19 protein-coding genes are annotated in these 18844 nt (G+C 64.9%); 16 read left to right on the forward strand and 3 right to left on the reverse strand.

Going from position 1 to position 18844, the window contains the following annotated elements:
* Positions 1-23: 23 nt before the first annotated feature.
* The 5 genes from ACFPN5_RS06340 to ACFPN5_RS06360 all read left to right on the forward strand — a co-directional run bounded on the left by ACFPN5_RS06340 (position 24) and on the right by ACFPN5_RS06360 (position 6032).
* Positions 24-2252, forward strand: coding sequence for an LPS-assembly protein LptD (locus ACFPN5_RS06340; protein WP_379781272.1), 2229 nt, complete (start codon positions 24-26; stop codon positions 2250-2252).
* Positions 2253-2315: 63 nt separating this feature from the next.
* Positions 2316-3749: a peptidylprolyl isomerase gene (locus ACFPN5_RS06345; RefSeq protein WP_379781274.1), complete on the forward strand. Its 1434-nt coding sequence runs from the start codon at positions 2316-2318 to the stop codon at positions 3747-3749.
* Between the two features lie 4 nt (positions 3750-3753).
* A complete protein-coding gene (gene pdxA, locus ACFPN5_RS06350) occupies positions 3754-4812 on the forward strand; it encodes a 4-hydroxythreonine-4-phosphate dehydrogenase PdxA (protein ID WP_379781276.1) in 1059 nt (352 codons plus the stop codon).
* An 11-nt stretch (positions 4813-4823) separates the two neighbouring features.
* Positions 4824-5600 (forward strand): 16S rRNA (adenine(1518)-N(6)/adenine(1519)-N(6))-dimethyltransferase RsmA, encoded by a 777-nt coding sequence (rsmA, locus tag ACFPN5_RS06355; RefSeq protein WP_379781278.1) that lies wholly within the window; start codon positions 4824-4826, stop codon positions 5598-5600.
* Between the two features lie 240 nt (positions 5601-5840).
* Entirely contained in the window at positions 5841-6032 is a 192-nt protein-coding gene (locus ACFPN5_RS06360) for a hypothetical protein (protein WP_379781280.1), read from the forward strand.
* A 157-nt stretch (positions 6033-6189) separates the two neighbouring features.
* Here ACFPN5_RS06360 and ACFPN5_RS06365 read toward each other — a convergent pair whose 3' ends face one another.
* Positions 6190-6846, reverse strand: coding sequence for a hypothetical protein (locus ACFPN5_RS06365; protein ID WP_379781282.1), 657 nt, complete (start codon positions 6844-6846; stop codon positions 6190-6192).
* 14 nt (positions 6847-6860) lie between these two features.
* On the reverse strand, positions 6861-7442 hold the full coding sequence (locus tag ACFPN5_RS06370; protein ID WP_379781284.1) for a hypothetical protein: 582 nt from the start codon (positions 7440-7442) through the stop codon (positions 6861-6863).
* A 209-nt stretch (positions 7443-7651) separates the two neighbouring features.
* Between ACFPN5_RS06370 and ACFPN5_RS06375 the strand changes: the two genes are divergently transcribed.
* A complete protein-coding gene (locus tag ACFPN5_RS06375; protein ID WP_379781286.1) occupies positions 7652-8368 on the forward strand; it encodes an HAD family hydrolase in 717 nt (238 codons plus the stop codon).
* A 62-nt stretch (positions 8369-8430) separates the two neighbouring features.
* Positions 8431-9453: a heat-inducible transcriptional repressor HrcA gene (hrcA, locus tag ACFPN5_RS06380; protein WP_379781288.1), complete on the forward strand. Its 1023-nt coding sequence runs from the start codon at positions 8431-8433 to the stop codon at positions 9451-9453.
* A 65-nt stretch (positions 9454-9518) separates the two neighbouring features.
* Here hrcA and fur read toward each other — a convergent pair whose 3' ends face one another.
* Complete coding sequence (fur, locus tag ACFPN5_RS06385; RefSeq protein WP_379781290.1) at positions 9519-9947, reverse strand: ferric iron uptake transcriptional regulator; 429 nt, start codon at positions 9945-9947, stop codon at positions 9519-9521.
* 79 nt (positions 9948-10026) lie between these two features.
* Between fur and ACFPN5_RS06390 the strand changes: the two genes are divergently transcribed.
* The 9 genes from ACFPN5_RS06390 to ACFPN5_RS06430 all read left to right on the forward strand — a co-directional run bounded on the left by ACFPN5_RS06390 (position 10027) and on the right by ACFPN5_RS06430 (position 18838).
* Positions 10027-10662, forward strand: a complete 636-nt coding sequence (locus tag ACFPN5_RS06390) for an outer membrane protein assembly factor BamE (protein ID WP_379781292.1) — start codon at positions 10027-10029, stop codon at positions 10660-10662.
* Positions 10663-10667: 5 nt separating this feature from the next.
* Entirely contained in the window at positions 10668-11489 is an 822-nt protein-coding gene (gene dapB / locus ACFPN5_RS06395; RefSeq protein WP_379781294.1) for a 4-hydroxy-tetrahydrodipicolinate reductase, read from the forward strand.
* Positions 11490-11491: 2 nt separating this feature from the next.
* On the forward strand, positions 11492-11818 hold the full coding sequence (locus ACFPN5_RS06400) for a barstar family protein (protein WP_379781296.1): 327 nt from the start codon (positions 11492-11494) through the stop codon (positions 11816-11818).
* Positions 11819-11824: 6 nt separating this feature from the next.
* On the forward strand, positions 11825-12508 hold the full coding sequence (locus ACFPN5_RS06405) for a transglycosylase domain-containing protein (protein ID WP_379781298.1): 684 nt from the start codon (positions 11825-11827) through the stop codon (positions 12506-12508).
* Positions 12509-12671: 163 nt separating this feature from the next.
* Positions 12672-15323 (forward strand): leucine--tRNA ligase, encoded by a 2652-nt coding sequence (gene leuS, locus ACFPN5_RS06410; RefSeq protein WP_379781300.1) that lies wholly within the window; start codon positions 12672-12674, stop codon positions 15321-15323.
* Positions 15324-15326: 3 nt separating this feature from the next.
* Positions 15327-15911 (forward strand): LPS-assembly lipoprotein LptE, encoded by a 585-nt coding sequence (locus tag ACFPN5_RS06415; RefSeq protein ID WP_379781302.1) that lies wholly within the window; start codon positions 15327-15329, stop codon positions 15909-15911.
* Positions 15912-15929: 18 nt separating this feature from the next.
* Positions 15930-16943, forward strand: coding sequence for a DNA polymerase III subunit delta (holA, locus tag ACFPN5_RS06420; protein ID WP_379781304.1), 1014 nt, complete (start codon positions 15930-15932; stop codon positions 16941-16943).
* A gap of 102 nt (positions 16944-17045) precedes the next feature.
* On the forward strand, positions 17046-18311 hold the full coding sequence (locus ACFPN5_RS06425) for a glutamate-5-semialdehyde dehydrogenase (protein ID WP_379781306.1): 1266 nt from the start codon (positions 17046-17048) through the stop codon (positions 18309-18311).
* A gap of 113 nt (positions 18312-18424) precedes the next feature.
* On the forward strand, positions 18425-18838 hold the full coding sequence (locus ACFPN5_RS06430) for a CopD family protein (RefSeq protein WP_379781309.1): 414 nt from the start codon (positions 18425-18427) through the stop codon (positions 18836-18838).
* The last annotated feature ends 6 nt before the right edge of the window (positions 18839-18844 follow it).

An 18844-nucleotide genomic window follows, 5' to 3' on the forward strand; every position in this document is an offset into this window, starting at 1 on the left:
TTTATGGTGCAGCCACAGATTCCATGAGCTGGTTTACGGCCCTACCATTCCCGCGGCGGCGGGCAGTTGCCTTGTCCGCCCTCGTCACCGTGGCCTCGGGGCCGTTGCATGCGCAGCTTGCGCCGGCCACGTCTCCTGCCGACGAACAAGACCTTCCGATCACCGTGCGCGCCGAGGAAATTGACGGCCGTCCCGATCGCGAGATCAACCTCAATCGCAACGTCGAGATCACGCGCGGCCAGTCCAGGCTCGTTGCCGATACCGCCTGCTACCGCCTCGTCGAAGACGAGGTCACGGCCAGCGGCAATGTGCAGATGTGGCGTTTCGGCGACCGCTACCAGGGCGACTCGCTGCAGATGAACCTGTCGACCCAGCGCGGCTGGGTGCTCAATCCGCAGTACCGCCTGCAGATGAATAACGCGCAAGGCCGGGCCGACCGCATCGACTTCCTCGGCCAGGACCAGGCGCTCGTGCAGGACGGTACCTACAGCACCTGCGAAGGGCCGAACCCCGACTGGTACCTGAAATCGAGCACGCTGCGCCTCGATACGGGCCGCGACGTCGGCACCGCCGGCAAGACCGTCATCTATTTCAAGGACGTGCCGATCCTGGCCACGCCCGGGATGTCGTTCTCGCTCTCGGGCCAGCGCCGCTCGGGCTGGCTGCCGCCGACGATCGGCTTCGGCTCGAAGGGCGACTCCGAAGTCATGCTGCCCTATTACTTCAACATCGCTCCCAACCGCGATTTGACGGTCTTCCCGCGCCTGATGTTCGACCGCGGCCTGCAGCTCGGCGCCACCGCGCGCTATATCGGCGAAACCACGCGCGGGCCGTATGGCGGCGAAACCCACGCCGAATTCCTGCGCAACGACCGCATCACGAAAACCGACCGCTGGCTGGTCAATTCCTTTCACAACCAGACGCTGGGAGCGGGCTGGAACTATGGCTGGAACGTCAACGGGGCGTCGGACGACGAATACCCGAGCGACTTTTCGCGCACGGTGTCCACCAGCGCCGAGCGCCAGCTGGTGCGCGAGCTGTACACGAGCTACAGCAGGCCGTACTGGAGCCTGACCGCGCGCGCCCAGAATTACCAGATCCTGCAGGAGCCGGCGGCGGTGAACAATCCGGCGCTGGCGATCCCGCGGCCGTATGCCCGCCTGCCGCAGGTCCTGTTTCATGCCGGCCGTTACGATATAAAAGGCTTCGACTGGGCAATCGACGCCGACGCGACGCGCTTCGAGCACCCGACCCTTGACGATGGCGACCGCCTGGTGGCGGTGTCGCAGGTCAGCTATCCGTTTATCCGCCCGGGGTATTACGTCACCCCGAAGCTGATGCTGCACGCGACCAAGTATTCGATGGCAACCAATTCGCGCGGCCCGACCAGCCTGTCGCGCACGCTGCCGATCTTCTCGATCGACAGCGGCATGGTGTTCGAGCGCGACACGACCCTGTTCGGCAGCGCCGTGGCGCAGACCCTCGAGCCGCGCCTGTTCTACGTGCGTACGCCGTACAAGGACCAGGACCAGTTCCCGGTGTTCGACACGGGCGAAGCCGGCTTCAGCTACGCCCAGCTGTTCAGCGAGAACCGCTTCGTCGGCCCCGACCGCGTTTCCGACGCCAACCAGCTGACCGCGGCCCTGGTGTCGCGCTTCATTGAGCCCGACGGCGCCGAGCGCCTGCGTATGGCGTTTGGGCAGCGCTTCTATTTCACCGAACCGCGCGTGCAGATGCCGGGCCGCGTGCAGGACCGCCAGGGCCGCTCCGACCTGCTGCTGGCGGCATCGGGCCGCATCATCAATAACTGGAACTTCGACAGCAGCGTACAATATGATGCGACCAGCACCAGCTTGTACAGCCAGAGCCATGGCGTGCGCTGGACGCCGGGACCGATGAAGGTGCTCAACGCCGAATACCGCTATGTGCGCGACAGTTTCCGCAACGTCGATGTCTCGGCGCAGTGGCCGCTGTCGATGCGCTGGTATGGCGTCGGCCGCGTCAGCTATTCGCTGCGCGACCGCCGCCTGCTCGAGAGCCTGATCGGGCTCGAGTACAAGGCCGATTGCTGGGTGTTCCGGGCGGGCGCGCAGCGCTTCGTCACGGCGGCCCAGACGACCTCGACGCCCATGTTCTTCCAGCTCGAGCTCAACGGCCTGTCGCGCCTGGGTCTCGGCGGCAACCCGCTGGAGGCGTTTTACAAGAGTATTCCCGGCTATACGCGGCTGAACAGTAACGTCGGCCGTCCCTAGCCGGGCGCCCCATGACCCGACCCATGGATGTGTTATTTACCCTGAATGAGTGCACCCCAGATTATGCGTACTACCCGTTTGCATCACCTTAAACTCGCAGCGGCGCTGCTGTGCGCGCTCACGGCCAATGCCGCCATCGGCCAGGCCGCGAAACCCGCTTCTGCTGCACCTGCTGCCGCACCCGCCGCGCCTGCTGCAGCCCCGGCCGCCAAGCCGGCCTCGAAGGAGGGAGCCGGCTTCCTGCCGCCCGCCTCGAGCAGCGCCAACGTCATCGATTCCATCAAGGTGGTCGTCAACGACGAAGTCATCACCACCAACGAACTGCGCGGCCGCGTCGCCCAGATCACTGCCCGCCTGCGCGGCCAGAACGCCCAGCTGCCGGCCCAGGCCGACCTCGAGCGCCAGGTGCTGGAAGCCATGATCGTCGAGCGCGCCCAGCTGCAGCTGGCGCGCGAGATGGGCGTGCGCGTCAATGACCGTGAGCTCGATGCCGCCATCGGCCGCATCGCCGAGGGCCAGAAGATGACGGTCCAGGACATGCGCAACCAGATGGAAAAGGAAGGCATGACCTTCGCCCAGTTCCGCGAAGAGATCCGCAACGAGATCATGATGCAGCGCCTGCGCGAACACGAGGTCGACAGCAAGATCCAGGTCTCCGACGCCGAGGTCGATACCTACCTGGCCGCCGAAAAGGCCGCCGCCGCCGAGAAGGTCGAGATGGACCTGTCGCAGATTTTCGTCGGCATCCCGGCCAATGCCACGCCCGAGCAGATTGCCGCCCGCCGCGCCCGCGCCGACGAAGTGATGCGCCAGCTGCGCACCGGCGCCGACTTCGCCAAGATCGCCGCCACCTATTCCGACGCGCCCGATGCCCTCAAGGGCGGCGCCATCGGCTGGCGCGAGGCGGACCGCCTGCCGCCGCTGTTCGCGAACGAACTGCGCAAACTAAGCCCGGGCCAGGTCACGCCGGTCATCAAGACCAACACCGGCTTCTACATCCTCAAGATGGCCGACAAGCGCAACCTGGCCAAGTCGGATCAGCAGCAGGCGGTGGTGCAGCAGACCCGCGCGCGCCACATCCTGATCAAGCCGACGCCGGCGATGCCGGCCGCGGAAGCCAAGCGCAAGCTGGCCGAGCTGAAGGCGAAGATCGAGAGCAAGTCCGCGACCTTCGAGGAACTGGCACGCCAGAACAGCCAGGACGGTTCGGCCGCCAAGGGCGGCGACATGGGCTGGCTTGAACCGGGCGACCTGGTGCCGGAATTCGAGACCCCGATGAATGCGCTCAAGCTGGGCCAGGTGTCGGACGTGATCGAAACGCCGTTCGGTTTCCACATCATTGAGGTGCTGGAGCGCAAGAGCCAGGACATGACGCAGCAAAAGGAACGCCTGCAGGCACGCCAGGTGATCCGCGAGCGCAAACTCGGCGAAGCCTTCGAGGACTGGGCGCGCGAAGTGCGCGACCGCGCCTACGTCGAGTTCCGCGAGGAAGGCTGAGGCTATGGCAGTACCGGCAGGATCACGGCCGACCCTGGCGCTGACGGTCGGCGAGCCCGCCGGCATCGGCCCCGAGATCGCCATCCGGGCGGCCTGGGCGCTGCGAGATGTCGCCAACTGCGTGCTGGTCGGCGACGCGGCCTTCCTGGCGCTTACCGCCAGCCTGGCCGACCCTGCGATCCGCCTGGCGGCCCTGTCGACCCAGGCGCTGAGAAATGGCGGCCTGCCGCACTTCGGTCCTGAGCGCATCGCCGTCATCGACGTGCCGCTGGCGGCCCACGTGGTGCCCGGCCTGCTGGACGCGCAAAACGGCCGCGCCGTGCTGGCCACGCTCGACCTCGCGGTCGAGGGTGTGCAAGCCGGCTGGTTCGACGCCATCGTCACTGCGCCCCTGCAAAAGAGCACCATCAACGAGGCCGGCATCGCGTTTTCCGGCCATACCGAATACCTGGCCGAAAAGACGGGCACCCCGCAAGTCGTGATGATGCTGGCCGGACAACCGGCAAACGACCAGCCTTATCTGCGCGTGGCGCTGGCCACCACCCATCTGCCCTTGAAGGACGTCCCAGGCGCGATCACCCGGGAGGGCCTGGCCCAGGTGCTCGACATCATCGATGCCGACTTGCGCACCAAGTTCGGCATCGCCGCGCCGCGCATCCTGGTGACGGGCCTGAACCCGCATGCCGGCGAAAACGGCTACCTCGGGCGCGAAGAGATCGACGTCATCGAACCCGCCCTGGCGGCTGCACGTGCGCGCGGCATCGATGCGCGCGGCCCGTACCCGGCCGACACCCTGTTCCAGCCGAAATACCTGCAGGACGCCGACTGCGTGCTGGCGATGTACCACGACCAGGGCCTGCCGACCCTCAAGCACGCGACCTTCGGGCGCGGCATCAACGTCACGCTCGGCCTGCCGCTGATCCGCACCTCGGTCGACCATGGCACCGCGCTCGACCTGGCCGCGCGCGGCCTGGGCCTGGCCGACTGCGGCAGCATGGAAGAGGCGATCCGCGCCGCCATGCACATGGTTGCGGCCAGCAAATCCGGCGCACAATCCAAATAACGAAAGCACCAATGAAACACGTTGCACGCAAGCGCTTCGGCCAGAACTTCCTGACCGATAAACTCGTCCTGACCAGCATCATCGAAGCGATCGATCCGCGCCGCGGCGAAGCAATGGTCGAGATCGGGCCGGGCCTGGCCGCGATGACGGCGCTGCTGCTCAAGCAACTGGACCACATGCATGTGGTCGAACTCGACCGCGACCTGGTGGCGCGCCTGGAAAAGGCCTACCCGCGCGAAAAGCTCACCATCCATTCGGGCGACGCACTGAAGTTCGATTACAGCTCGATTCCCGTGCCGGAAGGGCAGAAGCTGCGCATCGTCGGCAACCTGCCATACAACATCTCGAGCCCGCTGCTGTTCCACCTGGCCGAGTTCGCGCACCTGGTCGAGGACCAGCACTTCATGCTGCAAAAGGAAGTAGTCGAGCGCATGGTGGCCGAGCCGGGCACCAAGGCCTACGGCCGCCTGTCGGTGATGCTGCAATGGCGCTACGACATGTCGCTGCTGTTCATCGTGCCGCCGACCGCCTTCGATCCGCCGCCCCAGGTCGAGTCGGCCATCGTGCGCATGGTGCCGACGCGGAACCAGCTCGCTGTCGATGGCGCAACGCTGTCGGCAGTGGTGCAGAAGGCGTTTTCCCAGCGCCGCAAGGTCATCCGCAACTGCGTGGCCGGCATGTTCACCGAGCAGCAGCTGGTCGACGCCGGCATCGACCCGGGCACCCGCCCGGAAACGGTCAGCCTCGAGCAGTACGTGGCGCTGGCGAATATCCTCAAGCCGGGTTGAATGCTGTAACGCTCCGCCTCCCTGGCGGGGCCGCATTAAAACGCACGGCTACCTCAGCCGTGCCGCGCTGCACAATACGCACACAACGCACTCTATCGGCCTCCGGCGCGCTTCATCGCGCGCTTTTTGCATTCCGTCGCAACCCGATGGAAGGCCCGCGCCCCGATTGCTAAAGTACTCCCATCGAAAGCCCGAACGCACCCAGCAGAGGGCAACAACCACTCACAAGGGAGTACTGAAATGAACGTCCTCAAACACATGGAAGCGCTCTTTGTCGTCGCCGCACTGGTCGTTGGCGTCAGCACCTATGCCAGCGCCGAGAGCTACAAGGCGCAAGTGCGCGCCGATGCGATGGTGTCGGTCGGCAGCGAAAAAATGGCTGTGGTGAAGGTCACCGCCAAGCGCCTCGCGCCGATGACGAAGGTCGGCTGAAGCCTGCAGGCGAAAAAAAAGCCCACCGTTGCGGGTGGGCTAAATCCAATTCTTTTCTGAGGAGAGTTGGAGGAGACAGGTGCAGTATGCTGCATCACAGCATATACGTCTAATTTTCTTTCAGAATAGGCGACATGCGTGTGGTGAATATCTCTCGTTAAGCGTTAGGCTGACAAACCACGGCAACGTTGGTCACTGGGTTGTCGCCCATGATCCCGGCGCCGTTGCTGACGGTGCAGGTCAGGTTGGCGGGCTTGCTCAGGACCGTGATGCCGTAGGTCTGGTTATACGTCACCAGGGTCTCCTCGCTCGCGAAGGCGAAACTGGTCGCATTGGCGGCGACGATGACCTGGCCGCCGGTGCTGCCGTTAGTCAGGACCAGTTCGCCACTCGTGAGGCCGCTCACCGTGCCGCTGATCGGGTTTTTGACCAGTGCGCAGGCAATGGCGGCGTTGATGACGGACAGGCGGCCTGCCGTGTCCGCGGTGCCACCGGCCAGGACGCAGTTTTGGTGCGGGGGCAACGTCTTCACGGTCACGTTATAGGGGTCGCCGTAGTCGACCTGGGTATTGAACGCATAGTTGACGTTTTTCGGCACGCGCCCAATGACGTTGCCCTTGTCGTCCTTCACATCGTCATAGCCGAGTGGCTTGACCGCCACGTCTTCGCCATTGTTCGACAGCACCAAGCCCTCGAATTCCAGGCCGGTGACGGCGCCGCCGACGGTGTAGCTCGAGGTGCCGCCGCCGCAGGCGGAGAGGCCGGCGGCCAGCGCCAGGGTCAGCGCGGCCAGCGCCAGGGTCGATTTCTTCAAATTAGCCTCCAGAATCATGGGGTGCAACGCACGACGATGCTCGCGACGTTACCTGATGGCATCTGTCCTGTGCCGTTCTCCACGGCGCAGTTCGGTCCGCCGGGCGTAGGCAGCACGGTCACGCCATACGGCGAATCTTCGGATACCGGGGCCATCTGAAAGGTCGTGGCGTTCGGGGCGATCTCGACCTTGTCGGTGCCGTTGACGAGCACGAGGCCGGTCTTGTTGCCCAGTCCGACGACCGAGCCGCCCAGCGCCCACTTGCGGATCGTGCAGGTGACGCGGACAGTGTTGACATTGAAGACGGCGCGGCCAGTCGCGTTGTCCACCACGCAGCCGCCCGGCTCGACGTTGGCCGGAACGCTTTTCACCTCGACGAAATAGCGGTCGTCGGTTTCCACCAGGTCGTTGAAAACGAAGCTGCCCGAACTCGCGATGGCGAGGTCCGAACCGCCGTTGTTCGTCAGGACCAGGCCCGGCTTGGTAACGCCGGAGACCGTGCCGCCGATATACAGGTCGCCGTCGCCGCCGCCGCAGGCGGACAGGCTCAACGCGCATGCCAGCGCGAGGCCGGCACGCAGGGGGGAACGAATCATCATTTCTCCAAATAAAAAGGGAAGGGGCTGGCGCGCAACCGGATGCGCCACGCCGCACGATAGAAGTTTGCCCATCATTTTAGAGCATTTGACAAGCCCCGGGCCTATCGCTCTTTGTATCACGGTGTAACGTGGGCGCGCGATTGCACGCATTTGCATTTGGCCGCTGGCCTCGCTATCCTTGGTCCGCCCCCATTCAAGCACGAACGATGACGCCTACCAACCGCCGCCCCTGGCCCAAAGCCGTCCTGTTCGACCTGGACGACACCCTGTGGCCGATCGCGCCTGTGATCCTGCAGGCCGAACAGACCCTGTTCGCGTGGCTTGCCAACAACGTGCCGCGGGTGGCGGAGCGCTTCACCATCGACAGCCTGCGCCAGGCCAGGCTCGAACTGCTGGCGCGCAAACCCGAGTTCCAGCTCGACCTCGGCGCCCTGCGCCGTGCCGGCCTGATCGCCGCTTTCGAGCAGGCCGGCGAGGACGCGGCCAAGGTGGAGCAGGCCATGACGGAATTCTTCGCCGCCCGCAATGCCGTGATTCCCTATGACGACGTGCTGCCGGGCCTGTTGCGGCTGAAGGGGCGCGTGCTGATCGGTTCGATTACGAATGGCAACGCCGACTTGCAGACGATCGGCCTGGCCCACCACTTCCACGCCTCGGTGTCGGCGCCGGCCTTCGGGCGCGCCAAACCGGACCCGTCCATCTTCCACGCCGCCCTGGAGGCGCTCGGCGTGGCGCCGCAGGAGGCGGTCTACGTCGGCGACGACCTGATCCTGGACGTGCAGGGCGCCCAGCGCGCCGGGCTGCGCGCGGTATGGATGAACCGCACCGCCAGCCGGCGCGACCTGGAAGAGGGCGTGCAGCCGGACGCGACCGTTGCCGATTTCGACGGTTTGCTCGCCTGGCTCAAGCGCGAACACGCTTGAGCCCACAGGGGGCGAACGAACGTGCATAATAGGTGCAGAACATTCTGCCGCTTGCCTTCCCCATGCATCTTGAACCCCGTGCCCAAACCCTCCTGAAAGCCCTGGTCGAGCGCTATATCGCCGACGGCCAGCCGGTCGGGTCGCGCGCGCTCTCGAAGATCTCGGGCCTCGACCTGTCCCCGGCCACGATCCGCAACATCATGGCCGACCTCGAGGAAATGGGCTATGTCGCCAGTCCCCACACCTCGGCCGGGCGCGTGCCCACGCCGCGCGGCTACCGGCTGTTCGTCGACACCCTGCTGACGGTGCAGCACCTGGACGGCCAGCACGGCGTCGATTCCGAGCGCATGCGCCTCTCGAGCCAGCAACCGCAGAAACTCATCGCCAACGCGGCGCAGATGCTGTCCTCGCTGACCCAGTTTGCCGGCGTGGTGCAGAGCCCGCGCCGCGAGTCGGTGTTCCAGCAAATCGAATTCCTGCGCCTGTCCGAGCGGCGCATCCTGCTCGTGATTGTCGACCCGCGCGGCGACGTGCAGAACCGCCTGCTGCTGACCGAGGTCGACTACACGCCGAACCAGCTGGTGCAGTCGGCCAATTACCTGAACCAGAACTTCGCCGGCCTGACCTTCGAGGAAGTGCGCAGGCGCCTGGGCAGCGAACTGCGCCAGCTGCGCGACGACATCGGCGGCCTGATGCAGACGGCGGTGGAAGCCGGCACCGAGGCCATGGCCGAGCAGGGCGACGGCATGGTCATTTCCGGGGAACGCAACCTGCTGTCAGTCAGCGACCTTTCATCCAACATGAGCTCGCTGCGCCAGATGTTCGAGATGTTCGAGCAGAAGACCGGGCTGATGCAGCTGCTCGACATGTCGAGCAAGGCCGGCGGCGTGCAGATTTTTATCGGCGGCGAATCGAAGCTGGTGCCGATGGACGAAATGAGCGTGGTCACCGCGCCGTATGAGGTGAACGGCAAGGTCGTCGGCACCCTGGGCGTGATCGGGCCGACGCGCATGGCCTACGAGCGCGTGATCCCGATCGTGGATATCACGGCCAAGCTGCTGTCGAATGCGCTGAGCCATCCGTAACGACCACCCTGCGTGGCAATAAAAAATGGCGCCATCGGCGCCATTTTTGTCAAAGCATGGGGCGATCAATTCCGATGCGGGCAGGCCGGTTTGACGCAGTTGCCGTAGATCGCCAGCGCGTGCTCGGCGATCTTGAAGCCGCGCTCGACGGCGATCTTGTGCTGCCGGGATTCGATGTCCTCGTCGTAGAATTCTTCGACATGGCCGCAGTCGAGGCAGACCAGGTGGTCGTGGTGCGAGCCGGCATTGAGCTCATAGATGGCCTTGCCGGTTTCAAAGTGGTTACGGTTAAGCAGGCCTGCCTGCTCGAATTGGGTCAGGACGCGGTACACGGTCGCCAGGCCGACATCCATGTTCTCGGCCAGCAGGATTTTGTAGACGTCTTCCGCCGTCAGGTGCCGCACTTCGCTGTTCTGGAAAATTTCCAGGATCTTCAGGCGAGGCAAAGTCGCCTTCAGGCCGCTCGCCTTCAGGTCGGTAGGGCTGTTACTCATGTTTGTTACTCGTAGATAGGCGGAGTGCTTTATGATATAGCGTTTTGGAAGCTCCCGCTTAATCGTTTTGAGGTTACTTATGCGCGTCATTGATGCCGTTGTTCATCGTTCCTACGCCCGCGCCGCGCTCGTCGCAGGCCTCGCATGCACGCTGGTCTTGTCCGGTTGCGCATCCTGGCGTAACCAGACCAAGCCGGCCGCGCCGGTGAACACGTCCCCGCAAGCAGTGGCGGCCGATGCCGACAAGTCCGCCGCGTCGGCCAATGCCGGCGCCCAAACGACCCAGGTCACCAAGCTGCAGAAGTTCCTGTGGATCTTCTCGCCTTACCGTCCCGATATCCAGCAGGGCAATTTCGTATCGCAGGAAATGCTGACGCAGCTGAAAGTGGGCCAGACCCGCGAGCAGGTGCGCTTCCTGCTGGGCACGCCGCTGCTGACCGACATGTTCCACGTCGACCGCTGGGACTACCCGTTCTATCTGGCGCGCGGCAACGGCGAGCTGACCACCAGCCGCGTCACCGTCTATTTCAAGGATGGCGTGGTCGAGCGTTTCGACGGCGGCAACCTGCCGACCGAACGCGAATACATCGAGCGCATCGCCGGCCCGATCAAGACCTTCACCAAGGATGCGAAGAAGGCCGCCGCGGCGCCATCGACCCGTCCGATCGAACCCACCACGGCCGCACAGCCGGCCACCTCGACAACCACCCCGTAACTGTCATGAAGCAAATGAAAATCGCGGTTGCCGGCGCCGGCGGGCGCATGGGCCGCATGCTGGTCGAAGCCATCGCCGCCGCGCCCGACCTGGTACTGTCCGGCGCGCTCGACGTGGCAGGTTCCCCCTCCATCGGCCAGGACGCCGGCGCGTTTTCGGGCCAGCCTACTGGTGTCACCATCGAGTCCGACCTGGCGCGCGCGCTGGCGGGCGCCGACTGCCTGATCGACTTCACCCGTCCCGAGGGCACGCTCGAGCACCTGGCATACTGCGCGGCCAACGGCGTCAAGATCGTCATCGGCACCACCGGTTTCGACGACGCGGGTAAAGCAGCGATCGCCGCTGCCGCTGAAAAGACGGCCGTGGTGTTCGCACCGAACATGAGCGTGGGCGTGAACGTCACCTTGAAACTGCTGGAGATGGCCGCCAAAAGCTTCGCCGAAGGCTACGACATCGAAATCATCGAAGCACACCACCGCCACAAGGTCGACGCGCCCTCGGGCACCGCCTTGAAAATGGGCGAAGTGATTGCCGACGCGCTCGGGCGCGACCTGAAGGACTGCGCCGTCTATGGCCGCGAAGGCGTCACCGGCGAGCGCGATCCCTCGACCATCGGGTTTGCCACCGTGCGCGGCGGCGACATCGTGGGCGACCACACCGTGCTGTTTGCCGGCACCGGAGAGCGCATCGAGATCACCCATAAATCGAGCAGCCGCGTCACCTATGCCCACGGCGCCCTGCGCGGCGCGCGCTTCATCGCGGACCGCGCGAATGGCCTGTACGATATGCAGGACGTGCTTGGTCTCAAAACGGCGCTGAAAGGCTGATCATGGCAATTGCAGAACTGAATGGCGCGGCCATCGTCGACGAAGCCTCGTTTTATGCCGAGAGCCGCCGCGCTTTCGGCTTTCACACGGCCTCCGGCGACACCATCGACACCTGGGTCGACTGCCTGAGCTACCTGCGCGACGACGAGAACATGACCAAGTTCCGCCTCCAGCCCGACGAGGTGCTGGAAATCGTCATCACCGACAGCGGCGCCCTGCGCGCGCGCCTGCCGGACCTGGTGGACGAGATCATCTTCTGCGTCGGCGGCATCAACGAGCGCTACGAGGATTACGGCGAGAAGCCGGCCCTGGAACTCATTCTGCGCTGATCCGGCATGAGGCGGATCGGGAGGGCAGTACTGTTATTGTTCTCGCTGCTGCTGGCCTACCTCGCCCTGGCGGCGTCATGGGCGGGCGCATCGGCCAACCAGCTGCTCGTGCGGCAGCCGACCGTGCAGCGCATGCCGCTGTCGCCGCGCCAGCTCGACATCCTCCTCCGCATCGAAGACCCGACCTTCTTTTCCCACCACGGCTTGAGCCTGACCGACGGGCAGGGCGTTGCGACGATCTCCTCCGCCGTCGCGCGCGAGCTGCTTCTGTACGGACCCGGGCTGACGGGCTTCAAGGGCATGCTGCAGGGCTTCTACCGCGGCGTATTCGAGTGCTGCAAGAAGATCGACTTCGGCCGCGATGCGATGGCGCTGGTGCTCGACGCCCGGGTGTCGAAAGAGCGCCAGCTGGCGATCTACGTCGCCAGCATCTACATGGGCCGGCATGAGGGGCAGCAGGTGCGCGGCCTGGAGGCGGCGGCGCTAGCTTACCTGGGCAAGCCGCTGGACCAGGCCGGCGACGACGAGATGGCGCAACTGGTCACCATGATCCGTGCCCCGAACGCATTGCATCCGGTGCGCAAGCGCGCGGCCTACGAGCTGCGCCTGGCGCGGGTGCGGGCAGTGCTGGCCGGGCGCTGCCAGCCGGCGGGCTGGTTCGACACGACGTACGCGCATTGCGCGAGCTAGGCAATGCCTTCAGCTCCCGCTGGCGCGGTGCACGCGCTTGTCCCGTTCAAACGCGCATGCAGCAAAATCGCGCGTGAAATCCGGCACTTGACGGCTTCGCCGCAGTGCAAGATGAACCAGTATAATGTTCTGCTCCACCTCCAAATTTCTTCCGCAGAACATCATGCAAGATAAATATAGTCCCGCCGAAGTTGAACAGGCTGCCCAGGCGTACTGGAAGTCGATCGACGCGTATAAAGCTGTCGAAAACGATCCACGTTTCCCGAAGGGCAAGTACTACGCTTGCTCGATGCTGCCTTACCCATCCGGCAAGCTGCACATGGGCCATGTGCGCAACTATACGATCAACGACGTGATGTACCGCTACCTGCGGATGAACGGCTATAACGTCCTGATGCCGATGGGCTGGGACGCCTTCGGCATGCCGGCCGAGAACGCGGCAATGGCGAACAACGTGCCGCCGGCCGAGTGGACCTATTCGAACATTGCCCACATGCGCGGGCAGATGGAGTCGATGGGCCTGGCCATCGACTGGTCGCGCGAGATGACCGCCTGCAAGCCGGAATACTACAAGTGGAACCAGTGGATGTTCCTCAAGATGCTCGAGAAGGGCATCATCTACCAGAAGACCGGCACCGTGAACTGGGACCCGGTCGACCAGACGGTGCTCGCCAACGAGCAGGTTGTCGACGGCAAGGGCTGGCGTTCCGGCGCGCCGATCGAAAAGCGCGAAATCCCCATGTACTATGTACGCATCACGGACTATGCCGAGGAGCTGCTCGATTACGTCGACAACAAGCTGCCGGGCTGGCCGGAGCGCGTGCGCACCATGCAGACCAACTGGATCGGCAAGTCGGTCGGCGTGCGCTTCGCCTTCCCGCACGTGATCATGAGCGAGTCCGGTGAGCTGATCAACGACGGCAAGCTGTACGTCTTCACCACCCGCGCCGACACCATCATGGGCGTGACCTTCTGCGCCGTGGCTGCCGAACATCCGCTGGCCCAGCATGCCGCACAAAACAATCCGGAACTCGCCGCCTTCATCGCCGACTGCAAACTCGGTTCCGTCATCGAAGCCGACATGGCGACGATGGAGAAGAAGGGCATGCCGACCGGCCTGTTCGTGACGCATCCGGTCACCGGCGAGCAGGTTCCGGTCTGGGTCGGCAACTACGTCCTGATCACCTATGGCGATGGCGCCGTGATGGGCGTGCCGGGCCACGACGAGCGCGATTTTGAATTCGCCAAAAAATACGATTTGCCGATCAAGCAGGTCGTCGAGGTCGAAGGCCAGGAATACTCGCTGGATGCCTGGCAGGAGTGGTACGGCGACAAGGAAAACGGCCGCACGGTCAACTCGGGCAAGTACGACGGGCTGGACTACACCTCGGCCGTCAACGCCGTCTCCGGCGACCTGGCCGAAAAGGACCTGGGCGACAAGAAGGTGACCTTCCGCCTGCGCGACTGGGGCATTTCGCGCCAGCGCTACTGGGGCACCCCGATCCCGATGATCCACTGCGGCGACTGCGGCGCGGTGCCGGTGCCGGAATCCGACCTGCCGGTCGTGCTGCCCGAGCACCTGGTCCCGGACGGCACCGGCAACCCGCTGAACAAGGACGAAGCCTTCCTCGCCTGCGATTGCCCGAAGTGCGGCAAGCCTGCGCGCCGCGAGACCGACACGATGGACACCTTCATCGACTCGTCCTGGTACTACATGCGCTATACCTCCCCGGGCTCGAACGAGGCCATGGTCGACGCGCGCAACGATTACTGGATGCCGATGGACCAGTACATCGGCGGCATCGAGCACGCCGTCATGCACCTGCTGTACGCGCGCTTCTGGACCAAGGTCATGCGCGACTTCGGCCTGGTGAAGTTCGACGAGCCGTTCGTCAACCTGCTGACCCAGGGCATGGTCCTGAACGAGACCTATTATCGCGAAGATGCATCGGGCAAGAAGACCTGGTACAACCCGGCGGACGTGGAACTCGTGTTCGACGACAAAGGCCGCCCGCAGAGCGCGACCCTGAAAAGCGATGGCCAGCCGGTCGACATCGGCGGCACCGAAAAGATGTCGAAGTCGAAGAACAACGGCATCGACCCGCAAGCCCAGATCGAACAGTACGGCGCCGACACCGCGCGCCTGTTCACGATGTTTGCGTCGCCTCCGGAGCAGACCCTGGAGTGGTCGGACAGCGGCGTGGAAGGCGCCAGCCGCTTCCTGCGCCGCGTCTGGGCCTATGCTTACGCCCAGCGCGAGCGCGTTGCCGCGGCCTTGGCTCACCCGGCCGGCCAGCAGCAGGGCGCTATGGAAGAAGCCCATAAAACGCTGCGCCGCGAAGTGCACAAGATCCTGCAGCAGGCCGACTACGACCTGAAGCGCATCCAGTACAACACGGTGGTGTCGGCCTGCATGAAGATGCTCAACACGCTCGAGTCCAGCAAGCTGGCCGAAGGCGAGGCGGGCGACGCGGTGATCATGGAGGGCCTGTCGGTCTTCCTGCGCATGCTCAACCCGGTGGCGCCGCACATCACCCACGCGCTGTGGCAGGAACTCGGCTATGCCAAGGCCTACGGCGACATCCTCGACGTGCAGTGGCCGGAAGTGGATGCGCAAGCGCTCGAGCAGGCCGAGATCGAGATGATGATCCAGGTGAACGGCAAGCTGCGCGGCTCGGTCAAGGTGGCCAAGGATGCCGACAAGGCGACGATCGAAGCTGCCGCACTGGCTTCCGAATCGGTGCAGAAGTTCGTGGAAGGTACGCCGAAGAAGGTCATCGTCGTGCCCGGCAAACTCGTCAACATCGTGGTGTAACCCATGCGCGCTCCTTCTCCTTTCCTTGCGCGCGCGGTCGGCGCAGTCGTGCTGGCGGTGACGGTGGCCGCTTGCGGCTTCCAGTTGCGCGGCTCGAACGGCGCCTACAACATGCCGTTCTCCAGCATCTACCTGGCCTTCCCGGATACCTCGCCGCTCGGCAACGAGCTCAAGCGCAACCTGCGCGCCGGCGACCGGGTCGTCATCACGCCGACCCAGGAAGGTGCGCAGGCGCGCTTCGAGGTGCTGTCGGAAGCCCGTAACAAGGCCATCCTGTCGCTGAACAACCTGGGCCGCGTGCGTGAGTACCTGCTGAGCTACACGGTGGTATTCCAGGTGCGCGACGCCACCGGCAACCTGATGCTCGGCCCGACCGAGATCACGCTGCGCCGCAACCTCGCCTTCAGCGAGGAAGCCGTGCTGGCCAAGGAAGGCGAAGAAGCGCTGCTGTACCGCGACATGCAGTCCGACCTGGTGCAGCAGATCATGCGCCGCCTGGCGGCCGTCAAGCCGCAGCCGGTGTCGCTGCCAACCTCGCAGCCGGCCCTGCAGCCGGCTCCGCAGTCGGCTCCGCAGTCGGCTCAGTAAGCGCAACAGGAATCACCCATGCAACTTCGGCCTGAGGCGCTCGAGCCCCATCTGGCAAAAGGGCTCGCGCCGCTGTACGTCATCACCAGCGACGAGCACCTTTTGGCACTGGAGGCGGCCGACAAGATCCGCCGCGCCGCGCGCGCGGCCGGTCACACCGAACGCGACGTCCTGACTGTCGAGCGCACCTTCAAGTGGGGCGAACTGCTGGCGGCGAACCAGGCGCTGTCGCTGTTCGGCGACAAGAAGCTGATCGAACTGCGCATCCCGAGCGGCAAGCCCGGCAAGGACGGCAGCGCCGCCCTGCAGGCCTATGCCAAGGACCTCAGCCCCGACAACCTGACCCTCATCACGCTGCCCAAGCTCGACTGGCAAACGGCGAAAGCGGCGTGGGTGGCCAGCCTGCAGCAGGCCGCCGTCTACATCGAGATCCCGAACATCGAGCGCGCGCAGCTGCCGGGCTGGATCGGCATGCGCCTGAGTAGCCAGGGGCAGAGCGCCGACCGCACCGCGCTCGACTTCATCGCGGACCGGGTCGAGGGCAACCTGCTGGCGGCGCACCAGGAAATCCAGAAGCTGGGCCTGCTGCACGAGCCGGGCAAGCTGAGCTACGAGCAGGTCCAGGACGCCGTGCTGAACGTGGCGCGCTACGACGTGTTCAAGCTGTCGGAAGCGATGCTGGCCGGCGACCCGGCGCGCCTGGCGCGCATGCTCGAAGGCTTGAAGGGGGAGGGCGAGGCGCTGCCGCTGGTGCTGTGGGCCGTCTCCGAAGAAATCCGCACGCTGTTAAAATTGAAAGCCGGGATGGCGCAGGGGCGGCCGCTCGGGCCGCTCATGAAGGAGTACCGGATCTGGGGGCCGCGCGAGCGGATGATGGAGCCGGCGCTGCGCCGGGTCTCGCTCGCCACGCTGGAAGGCGCGCTGCAGCAGGCGGCGCAGGTGGACAAGATGGTCAAGGGCTTGCGCGCGAAGCAGTTTGCCGGAGATGCATGGGATGCGATGTTGCAGCTGGCGTTGAAGGTGGCCGGGTAATCCAGTTCGTTGGATGCGGGGCCTGCAGAACGCTTGGCCTGCACCAGATGCTCGCCGCTCATTTCATCTCACCTCATCACGATTACTGAACTGGAACCGACGATGGACATCACCGACTACATGCACACGCTGGGCCGCAAGGCCCGGGCCGCGTCGCGCGCGATGGCGCGGGCCGATGGCGCCACGCGCAACCGCGCGCTGCTCCTGATTGCCGAGGCGATCGAACGCGATGCCGCCGGCCTCTCCGCGGCCAACGCACTCGACCTCGACGCCGCCCGCACTGCCGGCCTGGCCCCCGCGCTGCTCGACCGCCTGGCCCTGTCCCCGGCGGCGATCGCCACCATGGTCGACGGCCTGCGCCAGATCGCCGCGCTGCCGGACCCGATCGGCGAAATCTCGAACATGAAATCGCGGCCGAGCGGCATCCAGGTCGGCCAGATGCGCGTGCCGCTGGGCGTGATCGGCATCATCTACGAGGCGCGCCCGAACGTGACGGTGGACGCCGCCGGCCTGTGCATCAAGAGCGGCAATGCGGCGATCCTGCGCGGCGGCTCCGAAGCCATCCACTGCAACCGCGCATTGGCGAAACTGGTCACCGAAGGCCTGGACAAGGCCGGCCTGCCGATCGACGCCGTGCAGGTCGTGGACACGGTCGACCGCGCCGCCGTCGGCACCCTGATCACGATGCCGCAGTACGTGGACGTGATCGTGCCGCGCGGCGGCAAGGGTTTGATCGCGCGCCTGATCGAGGAGGCGACGGTCCCGATGATCAAGCACCTGGACGGCATCTGCCACGTCTACATCGACGACAAGGCCGACATCGCCAAGGCGCTGCCGATTGCCTTCAACGCCAAATGCCACCGTTACGGCACCTGCAACACGATGGAAACGCTGCTGGTGGCGAGATCGGTCGCCCCGAGCGTGCTGCCCGCATTGGCCGAGCTCTACAAGACCAAAGAGGTCGAACTGCGCGCCGACGGGGAAGCGCAGGCGATCCTGGCCGGCTACCCGTTCCTGGCCGCAGCAAGTGAAGAAGACTGGAGCACCGAATACCTGGCGCCGATCCTCGCCGTGAAGGTGGTGGCCGGCATCGAGGAAGCGATGGACCACATCGACCGCTATTCGTCGAAGCACACGGAAGCGATCGTCACCGAAGACTACAGCGCGGCCCTGCGTTTCCTGCGCGAGGTCGATTCGGCCTCGGTAATGGTGAACGCCTCGACCCGCTTTGCGGACGGCTTCGAGTACGGCCTGGGCGCCGAGATCGGCATCTCGAACGACAAGCTGCACGCGCGCGGGCCGGTCGGGCTGGAAGGACTGACTTCACTGAAATACGTCGTGTTCGGCCACGGCGAAGTTCGCGCCTGACAACGCCCTCATGGCGGCGTTGCATCGTCTCGCCGTACTAGCGTACTGTCTTCGCCGAAGCGCCTTGCCCTGAGGGCGTTGTCAGGCGCTCAAATTTTTTTAACAAGGAACCCATGTACCTCTGGATCAAAGCCTTCCACATCATCTTCATCGCCTCCTGGTTCGCCGGCCTGTTCTACCTGCCGCGCATCTACGTCAACCTGGCGCAGGAAACCGACGCCGCCTCCACCACGCGCCTGCTCGGAATGGCGCGCCGGCTGTTCCGGTTCACGACGATCCTGGCGGCGCCGGCGGTGCTGCTGGGCCTCTGGTTATGGCTGGGCTTCGACATCAAGGGCGGCTGGCTGCACGCGAAACTGGCGCTGGTGCTGCTGGCGATCGGCTACCATCATGCCTGTGGCTCGCTCCTGAAAAAGTTCGAGCGCGGCGCGAATGTGCGCAGCCACACGTGGTATCGCTGGTTTAACGAAGTGCCGGTGGTGTTGCTGGCGCTGATCGTGATCCTGGTGGTGGTCAAGCCGTTCTGACCCGCG

The sequence above is a fragment of the Massilia niabensis genome (assembly GCF_042655085.1).
Taxonomy (GTDB): Bacteria; Pseudomonadota; Gammaproteobacteria; order Burkholderiales; family Burkholderiaceae_D; genus Telluria; species Telluria niabensis.

Coding starts and splice junctions, on each gene's coding strand:
- ACFPN5_RS06340 (WP_379781272.1), top strand. CDS start 24: ATGAGCTGGTTTACGGCCCTACCATTCCCGCGGCGGCGGGCAGTTGCC.
- ACFPN5_RS06345 (WP_379781274.1), top strand. CDS start 2,316: ATGCGTACTACCCGTTTGCATCACCTTAAACTCGCAGCGGCGCTGCTG.
- pdxA (WP_379781276.1), top strand. CDS start 3,754: ATGGCAGTACCGGCAGGATCACGGCCGACCCTGGCGCTGACGGTCGGC.
- rsmA (WP_379781278.1), top strand. CDS start 4,824: ATGAAACACGTTGCACGCAAGCGCTTCGGCCAGAACTTCCTGACCGAT.
- ACFPN5_RS06360 (WP_379781280.1), top strand. CDS start 5,841: ATGAACGTCCTCAAACACATGGAAGCGCTCTTTGTCGTCGCCGCACTG.
- ACFPN5_RS06370 (WP_379781284.1), bottom strand. CDS start 7,442: ATGATTCGTTCCCCCCTGCGTGCCGGCCTCGCGCTGGCATGCGCGTTG.
- ACFPN5_RS06375 (WP_379781286.1), top strand. CDS start 7,652: ATGACGCCTACCAACCGCCGCCCCTGGCCCAAAGCCGTCCTGTTCGAC.
- hrcA (WP_379781288.1), top strand. CDS start 8,431: ATGCATCTTGAACCCCGTGCCCAAACCCTCCTGAAAGCCCTGGTCGAG.
- fur (WP_379781290.1), bottom strand. CDS start 9,947: ATGAGTAACAGCCCTACCGACCTGAAGGCGAGCGGCCTGAAGGCGACT.
- ACFPN5_RS06390 (WP_379781292.1), top strand. CDS start 10,027: ATGCGCGTCATTGATGCCGTTGTTCATCGTTCCTACGCCCGCGCCGCG.
- dapB (WP_379781294.1), top strand. CDS start 10,668: ATGAAGCAAATGAAAATCGCGGTTGCCGGCGCCGGCGGGCGCATGGGC.
- ACFPN5_RS06400 (WP_379781296.1), top strand. CDS start 11,492: ATGGCAATTGCAGAACTGAATGGCGCGGCCATCGTCGACGAAGCCTCG.
- ACFPN5_RS06405 (WP_379781298.1), top strand. CDS start 11,825: ATGAGGCGGATCGGGAGGGCAGTACTGTTATTGTTCTCGCTGCTGCTG.
- leuS (WP_379781300.1), top strand. CDS start 12,672: ATGCAAGATAAATATAGTCCCGCCGAAGTTGAACAGGCTGCCCAGGCG.
- ACFPN5_RS06415 (WP_379781302.1), top strand. CDS start 15,327: ATGCGCGCTCCTTCTCCTTTCCTTGCGCGCGCGGTCGGCGCAGTCGTG.
- holA (WP_379781304.1), top strand. CDS start 15,930: ATGCAACTTCGGCCTGAGGCGCTCGAGCCCCATCTGGCAAAAGGGCTC.
- ACFPN5_RS06425 (WP_379781306.1), top strand. CDS start 17,046: ATGGACATCACCGACTACATGCACACGCTGGGCCGCAAGGCCCGGGCC.
- ACFPN5_RS06430 (WP_379781309.1), top strand. CDS start 18,425: ATGTACCTCTGGATCAAAGCCTTCCACATCATCTTCATCGCCTCCTGG.